2 protein-coding genes and 2 pseudogenes are annotated in these 9,574 nt (G+C 42.9%); 1 reads left to right on the top strand and 3 read right to left on the bottom strand.

All coding sequences use genetic code 11. From position 1 onward, the window contains the following. Together GQO39_RS07715 and GQO39_RS07710 are read right to left on the bottom strand one after the other, a co-directional pair. Nucleotides 1-5,302, bottom strand: a 5,302-nt coding sequence (locus tag GQO39_RS07715; RefSeq protein WP_156851664.1) for a two-partner secretion domain-containing protein, incomplete at its 3' end; no start/stop codon positions are given. Nucleotides 5,303-5,394: 92 nt separating this feature from the next. After that, nucleotides 5,395-7,158: a ShlB/FhaC/HecB family hemolysin secretion/activation protein gene (locus tag GQO39_RS07710; RefSeq protein ID WP_156851663.1), complete on the bottom strand. Its 1,764-nt coding sequence runs from the start codon at nt 7,156-7,158 to the stop codon at nt 5,395-5,397. A gap of 474 nt (nt 7,159-7,632) precedes the next feature. On the opposite strand from GQO39_RS07710, the pseudogene GQO39_RS07705 reads away from it, so the two are divergent. Continuing rightward, nucleotides 7,633-8,244: pseudogene (locus GQO39_RS07705) on the top strand (type ISP restriction/modification enzyme); the annotation flags it as partial. A 959-nt stretch (nt 8,245-9,203) separates the two neighbouring features. On the opposite strand, the pseudogene GQO39_RS09300 reads toward GQO39_RS07705, so the two are convergent. Then, a pseudogene (locus tag GQO39_RS09300) lies at nt 9,204-9,574 on the bottom strand (hypothetical protein); the annotation flags it as partial.

Below are 9,574 nucleotides of genomic sequence, written 5' to 3'. Positions count from 1 at the left end.
GGACCTTTCCTTTATCTGCTGCAAGATGTATCTCGCCATCACTTTTCAAGCCTACTGCACCAAGTATGAGATCCCCGTCCTTCGTATGCGCAGAGAACTTGCCACCAGTTTCCACCGTGGTTTTGTCTGTGGCGACTTCGCTCGATTGTTGACGGAATTTATTTTTTTGCTTCGATTTGTCACCTTCTTTGCCCCTAAGGTCTAAGTCATAGCTGCTAAAGTTTTGCACCGAAGTCATGGTGAGGGAGTCACCACTGGTAAAGTCCGCATCACCCTTGACTTTAACCTTAGCCCCATTCACGATGAGAGCACCGTTCGTAACAATGGTAAGTTTCTCACCACTGTTGACTTGGCTCAAACGATGATCACGGCTTTGAGCATCATAATGCCCTTTTTCTAATGTCTCCTTATGTTCGCTCTCCAGCGCCAATGCGCCAATCATGCCTGTGCCACCGATAATCATCGTCATCGGACCGCCACTGGTGAATTCCCCTCCTTCTGCACCAAGATCTCCAAGGGATTGAATGTTTAATTCATGATCAGAAAGGATTTGCGCCTTCTGCCCAGCTCTATCAACAAAACCATTTGCATTCTTGTCACGGATTTTAGCGGTGCTGTTGACAATCGTATTACCCGTCATGGTGATACGATCACCATGAATAACACCAGAAGAATTGGCTAAAAGACCATCACTGGTGAGCTCTACAGCTCCGGTAGCATCCAAAAGCCCACCATCATTGAACAAAGTTTGCGTGGTTTTTATATGGAGTGCATTATCACTAAACACCGCACCGCTATTGGTCAGACGTTCTGCTTCCAAAGTGATGCCATTGCCTTTTAAACGAGCACTGGCGAGACTGCCTTGGTGGGTTTGTGACCCTGATGCCAAATAAACGCGCGGCACCAAGACCTCTTGTCCATCCACAAGGTGAGTTTCAAGCCAAATCATATCCTTTTTGATCCCAGCAATCTGCTGGGGTGTTAATGGCACTCCTAGCTCTAACCCCAAAGGACCTTGCTGCTCCACAGCATTGTCATAGAGCCTTTGCATTTGAGCGTTAGGATCTTCAACATCAAGAAGAGTGCGATTGCCTGTCAGCTCAAAGATTTGCTCATTTACCAGACGATATTCAAAATAAGCATCCCCCAGCCTTTTAAACACGTGCTCAGGCTTATAATTGCCAATCTTTTTTAAGTAATAGTCCGATCCTAAAAATTTACTTGGGTTGATAAAGTCCTGTCGCGTCTCAATTAAAAACGGCACATCCGGTGATTGCGTACCAGAAAGCTCTGTCTTAACAGAGCTAAGCCCATCTTGTATTGGTACTTGTATGGATTCTGCTGCTGGTGTTTGGATGCTTGGTGCAAAAAGCCCTTTATGCCCTGTTAAACCATTGATAATACCATCTAAGCGTTCATTGCTAATCAGCGGTTTTGAGCCATCAAAGTCGTTGATTTTAACATCAGCCAAGCCTTTATCGCCAGAATTTAAGCCAACTTGCTCAACCCCCTCGCGCACCGCATGATTATCAATATATCCCGTAATTTTGGCATCAAGCGTGCCACCCGCTTCAATCGTGCCGTAAACAGCATCATAGGTGCGTTTGGTTGTTTGGGTAAAAGTAGGACCGTCCCATTCATCTGCACCATGAGCTATACACCCTGGATTGGTCCACAGATTACAGTCTTTATGTCTGTAGCGTGTTTCAGTCACAATCTTGGTTGTTTCGATTAAATCACGCCCCTCATTGAGCAGCGTATCCGCCCGCATCACAATGTTGCCATTGGCAGCAATTAAGCTATAGCTATTGCGGATATCTCCGGCATGAACCGTGAGATGACGCCCTGCCAAAATCTGGGCAGCATTATTGGTAAAATGAGGCTGCTGACGAATGATCGTGGTGTCGATATTTTCCTTGATACGTAAATGATCAATATTTTTGACATCTTCCCATTCTCCTCGCACATAACTGTGACCAACCACTTTATCGGTAACCTCAACCCCACCTTCACGCATGTTGGTCAGTGAAGATACATTAAAACGCATATCGCCGGATACAGCTTCTAAAAGCCCCGAACTGTTGATCACATGACCAGCCCGCTCTCTACTTAAACCACGGATGATGAGATTGTCTTCGGCAATGATATCGCCATGCTGATTGAGGAAAGAGCCATCCAAGGAAAGCGTTGCGGATTTCTTAGCGTAAATCAGACCGCTATTGCTCATATCCCCCGTTACATTGAGCTCAACCCCATCACCGCTTGAGCCAAGAATGCCCGCATTGTCCAAAACATCGGCTGTTAAAACAAAAGCGCCACCACTTTTGAGAACACCGCCTTCACCATTTAAAACCAGAGCGACTTGCTCCAATGACGGATCATGCTTTGCTGCCACAAGCCTAAAGTCGCCATTGGATAAAAGCTGACCGGTGTTTGCTAAAGAACCAAGCTTCGCATCAACAACACTCCCCATCATGATGCCGTAATTGCTTAAAACACCGTTGCTGTTGAGAGTAAGCGCCCCACCTTGTGCCTCAACACGCCCCGCTTGGGTGAAGGTATCCGCTGTAAGGGACACATCATAGGCAGCAATCTCGCTTGGTGTGCCCATCATCAATGTACCATCACTAGAAAGCTCCACCCGCGCTTTTGAAACAATGCGTCCTATTTGGTTGAGATTTTTTTGCGCATGCACAGTGATTGCGCCATTGCTTTCTATCGCACCACTATTGGTGAAATCACCATGACTTTTGAGGTGAAGATCACCACTCTCAACCTCTATGCGCCCTGTCTGCGTGATATCATCCGCAACAACACTAACTGCTCCTTGTGTGGAGATGAGACTGTCAATATTTTCAAAAGCACCAACATCAATGCGCAAACCACCACGTGCTAAGATGTATGCTGCCTCTTCATTGGGCTTGCTCTCCTGTTTCTCCTTCAACGCTGCATCCTGTTGGCCTAAATTTGCTGCCCCATCGCCCTTATTGCTTAAAGACGCAGCCACAAGCTTCATTTCGCCCGTAACAACACTGAGAACACCCGCTTCATTGACCACATGCCCAGCACGTTCTTTCTCAAGTCCGCCTATAGTCAAACTGTCTTCGGCAATGATCTTGCCATGCTTGTTGGTAAGAGCACCATCTAGGGACAATGCCGCAGATTTCTTGGCATAAATAAGCCCGCTATTGCTTATATCCCCTGCCACATTAAGCGCAACGCTCTCACCACTAGAACCAAGTGCACCCGCATTGTGTAATTGCCCTGCGATCACAACAAAAACACCACCACTCTGAAGCAGAGCGTCAGACGCATTCTCAAGAAAAGCTTGTTGGGAGGAAGCTTGTTGACTATTCGCTCCCCCTTGTGCGTTCAGCATCAGATGCAAATCATGGATTGCAATAAGCGTGCCTTGGTTTGTAAGGGCACTGGCATGCGCATTGATGCTCTCACCACGCATTATGCCGTTATTTATGACCCCATCACGCACTTGAAAGCTTAAAGTTCCACCTTGTGCTTCTATAGTCCCCGCTTGGGTTAGCGCACCCGCGCTCAAGCCCACATCATGACCTAAAAGCGTACTGTTCGTGCTGGTTGTAACCATGCCCAAAGCTGTCACGGCAACCTTCTGCACACCGATAATATCACCCTTGTGATTGAGGGCACCATGGGCATCCAGCGTTACCTCCCCATTGGACAAAACAATGCCTTCTTGGAAAAGATCACCGCTACGTGCATAAAGGTCTATTTTTTGTTCTGCGACTAAATTGGCGCGTGATCTAAGCTGTGCTGCTTCCACCAAAAGAGAGCCGCCGGCACTATAGTGTCCAGCCCCTATGGTGAGGGCACCATCGGCTTTCACAATAACATTCCCCTTGGCTCCAATATGGTTGTTTAAAGCACTGATTTGATTGGTTTTAATCGTCAGATCGCCAAGGGAAGAGACCCCAGCCTGATCATTGTCTTGCGCACGGCTTAAATCAATTGTTGCTGCTTGGATCTCTAAAAGATCGCTCGCTGCTATCCGCCCCTCTCCCGCCTCAAGCTTCGTTGCCTGTAAATGCAAAGAACCCATAGTACTTTGTGTGCCATCACTGCCTATACCACTCGCCAATAGCGCATCACGCTCAAGTTTGATCGTATTGGCGTTCACTGTAACAACATCACCTGCAGCAACGCGTGCATGCTCTGCAAGTTCAACATTGTTCAAAGCCTTCAGTTCAACTGCTTTTTCTGAAAAAAGGAGATCTTTCACATGCACACTGTCGTGATGAGAGTGAACCTTTACCGCTCCTTTGGCACGTGCTTTGGCAAGCACAAGTTTGCCATCACTTGTCAATCTCATAGCGCCTGCATTGGCAACCATGTTCCCATGCATTTTAACACCAGAACCTTTATCGTTGGCAAGAACGCGGATCTGACCCGCATACATTCCGCCAAACTCGCTGGAATCAATCGCAAATTCCGGTTCTTTGCCATCAGAGCCTAGCGATGTTGTTTCTCGTTTGTGATAATCAAAATGATTATGCCCCGCGATAACAGCCAGCTCTCCTTTGACCTGTATGGGACCTGATACACTGATCTTGCGCGAAACAAGATCAAAAATATCTAATGAACTCCCATCAGCACCATGAGACCCAATGGTGATGTTGCCACCTTCAACGCGAAAACCGCTTAAAGCCCCATCGGCTCCAATAATTGGCTGTCCACTCGACAAGGTCACCCGCGGTGTATTAATAAAGCCGCAACCGTTACAAGTAATCCCATTGGGATTGGCAATAATAACATCAGCCGTTTGCCCGTGTACTTCGCTCACACCTTCAAGACGCGAGCGGCTGGCACTCACCACTTCATTAAGAATAACCTTTGCTGCACCGCTATAACGCAAATTGCCATTACCAGGCACCAATCCCCCAAGCTGTGAAGGCGAAACCTCCTTGGTAGAATTGTTTAAAATCACGCCATGGGTATCAACATTGAAATTGTCATATTTGTTATGAGAAAGACCTTGTCCATTGGGGCGGACAATATCAATTAACGGCACACCATTTCCTGCTACTCCCACCGTGGGGCGAAAAATAGAACCCACCCCTTCTGCCGCTTTAATTCCTTGGCTTTCTTGTACAACAGGGCTTTGTGCCCTAATCGCTTGCGCTTGCACTAACAGAGGTTGAAAAGCCAAGCAAAAGCTTAAAACCAGTGAAATTCCCTTGTGCGCCCCTTGTTGCAAAATACCAAGAGCGCGCTGCACTAGCTTGTATCCATATCCCAATTTATGCTTTTGATTTTTCAAGCCCCGCATCTTTGCCTCCTTATAAATCTTCTCTCTCTTTGTAAAAAAATAACCCCAAATGGGTGTAAATAGCTGAGTGATCATCTAACCGCCTCTGTACTTTAAAATCTTAACAAAGCTCGCATTTGAAAAACGCCCGTTGTGTTGTCCTTCTCTCTTTGTGTCGATTGGGTTAAAATATTCGAATAAGACACATCAACATCCAAAATCTCTCCGGTTGCATGAAAACCCACGGTTGCCCCAACGAGGCTACCACCAAAACTGTTTTTGCTTACATCATTGGCCACTGCCCCCAGATCAAGCGCCATATAAGGGGCAAATTGGCTCATAAATTTACGCCCAACGCTCGAAGAAAAACCTGGAAACAACAGCGACAATTCATTGCGCCAAAACACCCCATTATTGCCGTAATAAATCGCCTCACGCACCCCGCGCACAGATGAACTACCACCAAGCGACATTTGCTCTGAACTAAACAAAGTATCAGGCGACAATTGTCCTGAGAACAAAGTGTTATAACGGAAATTATACTGGTGAAACGAAATGGGACGCATATAGTTTAGGGAAAAAGACAATTTGGAAAATTGCCCTTTGGGTGCATTTTTTGTCGAAGTTTCTTGCTCTTTATCGTCATAAGCGCCAAGAATTGCCAATCCCTTATGAAACCCTATATGCGCGCTTAATTCTCCTCCAAGCCACTTACGCGAATGATCAAGCTCAAAGGTTGCAATAGCCAATTTACGGCTGGAAACATCAACTCTACTGCCCATAATAAAATTATCAGAATATTTCCATGTCAACCGTCCTGTAAGCCACGTCTTGCCCTCTTGATCACGGTCAATAACCCGTGAAATCCACGGTGTAAGCGATAAAGACTTCCCCGATGTCATAATGTCAGAAAATATTCCCTTAACACTCGAATGATATTGGCTCCAAATACCATCCAAACCCGCTGTCCAATAACCATAGGGAATGGAAAATGAACCCGTTACCGTATCACTATTGGGACGCTTTTTGGAGAAGTGATACGGTCCGCCATCCATGGAGCGCTGATAGCTGAACGACCATTGATCATTGATCCTTAACAGATCATCAAAAGAAAAGCTCAAGCGCGTTTGGTAAAGCCCTGTTGCTTTAGCGCCAAGATTATCGCTGGAAAGCGTGATAAGCCAAGGCTTCTGTTTGTCAATGTGAAGATCAAGAATAGAGCCACCAGGAGTTCCTCCAGCACCAAGGCTAATAGTTGCTTGGCGAGAAAAAAGCCTATTGATTTGATCAAGCCCTTGCTCTATCTGGCGCAAGTTGGTTGGTTTTCCAATCAGATCTGGAAAAGCCGTGACGATTTCTCCTTGAGATTTCCTTCCAACTTTATGCCCATCGAGGGTAATAGCTTCCATCACACCTTCAACAACAACAATCTTGAGATGACCGCCACTTAAATCTTGCTCGGGCAAATAAGCCCGCACCGCAATATAACCGCGCTTCATATAAAGCTTGGTCACCGCTTTAAGCACTTGGTTGATTTCGGCAATACCCAAACACCGCTCTTCCCAAAGAGAAAGGGCCTCATGAAGGTCGGTGTGAGAAATTAACTGAGCACCAACAAGTTCAATGCTTTTGATCGGTAAACAGGTTTTCTCTGTTGAAACACCATCAGAAGCTCTAGAGCCATCATCGGGTAAAGATATCCTACGCGTTTCTCTCCTACGATGTAATTGTTGAAAATGCTGTTCTTGTGTTTGTTGTCGTTGTATCCTCTCGGATTGATCAATCGCTTGATCATGAATGCTTTGCGCAAAACTCGGCAACGAGAAAAGGCACAAAAAAGCCGTGGCATACACAAAGGAAAATAAAAAACGGCGCATTCATTGTGCCCCCTCAAAGTGAGCAACAAAATGAACCATATCATCAGCGTCACAGAAACAATCGCTAATCGCGTAACAATTTTTTAACTTTTTGATGAGAATAATGCTGCTAAAATCTAAGAGAAAAGCATAAACTATAGCATATATATTTGCTTTATTGTCGGTGCGAACCATATCATTCCCCCTGCTTTTGAAAATTTTACAATGATACTGTTAAACGACAATCATACACTCTATACGCTTCTTAATTTAAGGTGCTATATGTAATATAATTTTGAGCTTCAAGTAAAGCCTTTTATTCACAGAATATATCTAATTTATTGGAACTGTTACATATTAGAGACAACAAGAGCCTATCCATTATTATCGCCTGATAAGAAAAATAGCATGAAAATAGCTTATTTACTAAAATAAGCAAAAAACGCGATAATAGTACAGATATAGGTTTAAGAAGTGCCTCTCTGCTTACTTACTAAAACCATAACAAGAGATGATATCTTTTATTATGGTTATGGTCCACTTCATTCAGAGTATCGCACTCGTTATGCTGATAACCTTTCTAAAGAGTTGCCTCGCATCCCTTGTATAAAGAGTGCCGAGGATTTCTGGTCATTTGTTAATGCGGAGCGTGAATTGGGTCATTTGCACGTAAACTATGAAGATGTGGAACCTTATCCCGTAACCTTTAAAAAAGGTAATCCAAAACTGACTGATATCTCTAATCCTAAAGAATTCTATTACATGACTGAAATGAAATTCGCAAAAGCAGATAAAGAAAAAGGTATATCCGAAAAGGATAAATCGACTGTTATTTATAACCGTAATATCACAATAACAGACATCCCTCTTGAAGCTTATAACTATATCGTCAATGGCAAGCCCGCTCTTGAATGGATTATGGAGCGTCAATGTGTAAAGACAGATAAAAAGAGTGGCATTGTGAATGATACCAATCACTATGCTGTTGAAACCGTTGGCAACCCTGCCTACCCTCTAGAATTGTTTCAAAGGGTTATTACCGTAAGTTTAGAAACAATGAAAATCGTTAAAAACTTACCAAAATTAGAAATGAGAGAAACCGAATAGACTTATGAGGTTAACACACCTCATAGAGGTCTCTTGTGTATTGGTTTAAACGATAATCTATAAACGCATTATCTTGTAAACTGCTTACATACAATCTTACAAGGAAAGATTTATCATGTGTTATTCTAAAAGATAAGGCTTTGCACTTTTAAACACTCTACTTTGGATTGCTTTTAAAAGACCATATCGTAATCTAAAATGATAGCCTTATAGTTTAAAAATCTCTGTTTAAAGAGATTTTGATAATCTCTATAATTATCAGTTTCTCTTTAGATGTTTTCATAACAAGCTATAAATCACAATTATCCTATTTACATTTCTCTTATGAAAATGAAAAATGATGCCATGACTATAAAGAACATAACAGCTATAGAGCATGCGTAAAAACAGCAGTTTTGAATAAAGCAAAATGCAAATGAAAGCTTTGGTTATAAAGACAATAGCTATAAAAGGCTGTTAAGTTGCAAATGCGTTATAAAAGAAATTAACAGAAATCTTAAAAACCATTTAGTAAAAAAACTTATAGGTTATAAAGATAAAAATACGCATAATAAGAGCGTTTTTAAATATTATAAATGTATAGATTCAAAAAATAACGCAATCGCTTCATAAAGCCCATAATATAGCTTTAAAATCACATAAATATAAAAGAATAAATTAATAAGCATATGACAACATCAATACATAACGTATTAAAAAAACATAAAAATATCAAAAAAGATAAAATATTATTTAACAATAAATACGTATTTTGTTATAAATAATCAAGTGATAGAAATACTTAATGTTAAGCGGATAGGTTACGAAACAGCCTCTCCCATGCCTTTTAAGATACTGACTTTCTTTTATGCTTTTGTTAGTATATGAGAATTTTGTCGGGTGTGGTTATGCCATACAATACCCTTTCGAGGGAAAAGCATACAGCGGACTTAACACCGTGTTTCTAGCGCCCGGCGCCCTTATGGGCTGTCAATAGAAACTTTTATTATGTTAAGAAAGAATTTAAAATGAAAAATTCTATAATAAAAAATTCCCAAAATACAATTTCCTCCAATATTGCAAATGAAACCACATCTGTTAATCAACAAGAGCCTGCAAAAAAAGGTAGCAATATCAGCTTGATTAAGACGATTTGCCTCATGATCGATTTCGCCATCAAAATAGCTAATGGGGCGTGCCGTGCCTAAAATGCCTTTGACATCTTGATTTGAAGGAGACCAAAAAACACCGCCCCTTTGCTTGTCGCGTTTGATAAACATCGCCGCCGCAAAAGGGCTTGCTGGTTTAACACTCCACCCACCCTCACTATTTGCCACCCGCACAAAGGGAT

The sequence above is a fragment of the Bartonella refiksaydamii genome (assembly GCF_902652675.1).
GTDB classification, from domain to species: domain Bacteria; phylum Pseudomonadota; class Alphaproteobacteria; order Rhizobiales; family Rhizobiaceae; genus Bartonella; species Bartonella refiksaydamii.
Note: the sequence above shows the minus strand (reverse complement) of the source record. Positions and strands in the feature narration are given on the sequence as shown.